This window comes from Streptomyces sp. TRM68367 (assembly GCF_014495685.1).
Classification (GTDB): Bacteria; Actinomycetota; Actinomycetes; order Streptomycetales; family Streptomycetaceae; genus Streptomyces.
In genome coordinates, this window is sequence record NZ_JACTVI010000283.1 from 1 (window position 1) to 1,015 (window position 1,015).

A 1,015-nucleotide genomic window follows, 5' to 3' on the forward strand; every position below is an offset into this window, starting at 1 on the left:
CACGAGTGCCTGGCGATGCTGCTGCGTACCGGCAGCGCCGGCTCGAACACGGTCGCCGACCACCTGAAGGTACTGGCCGACGCTTTGGTCCAGATGCCCGGCGCCTCGACGGCGAAGATTCTGGTGCGCGTCGACGGCGCCGGGGCCACCCACGGTCTGCACGAGCACCTGCGGGATCTGAACACGCGGCGGCGCACGGTGCGCTTCACCACCGGCTGGACCATCACCGAGGAGGACGAGAAGGCCATCGCCCGCCTCCCTGAGACTGCCTGGGAGATCTCGATCAATCAGGACGGCAGCGTTCAGGAGGGCTACTTCGTCGCGGAGTTGACCGGGCTGAACCGCCGGGAGGGCTGGATCAAGGGCATGCGGCTGATCGTCCGCCGGGTCAAGCCGTCCGGCCGGCACATGAAGGACCTCACCGCCCTCGAGAAGCGCACAGGCTGGAAGTACTCGATCACCGCCACGAACATCTCGAAGATGACCCGGATCCGCGGCTCCCACCAGATCCAGTGGCTGGACGCCCTGCACCGCCACCACGCCGTCGTCGAAGACCACGTGCGCACGAACAAGGCGATGGGCCTGCACAACCTGCCGTCGAAGTCCTGGACGATCAACGAAGCGTGGATGCTGACCGCCAACCTCGCCGCCGACCTGGACGCCTGGCTGCGGCTGCTGTCCCTGCACGACCAGGGCGAACTCGCCGACGCAGAGCCCGACACCATGCGTTACCGGCTCTACCACCTCCCGGCCCGCCTCGCCAAGCACGCCCGCCGCCGATGGCTGCGGACCGAGACCACCTGGCCCTGGGCCGACGCCTTCACCACCCGCTGGCGACGGCTCGGCGCACTGCCCGCCGCCCCATGAACCGGGCGCCACCACTCCGACGAAGACCAGGAAGGAGCAAACCCCCGGGAACCGTGGAAGCCCGGCGCAGCCGCAGCGACACGCGAAGATCCCACCCGGCACTGGCCCGGACAAACGGGATGAACCGATCACCTCAACTGGCAGCGAT

1 protein-coding gene is annotated in these 1,015 nt (G+C 68.6%); it reads left to right on the forward strand.

The window, feature by feature from the left end; all coding sequences use genetic code 11:
- The coding region (locus tag H8R17_RS45530) for a transposase (RefSeq protein ID WP_187829001.1) at nucleotides 1-867 on the forward strand (867 nt) is incomplete at its 5' end.
- Between the last annotated feature and the right edge of the window lie 148 nt (nucleotides 868-1,015).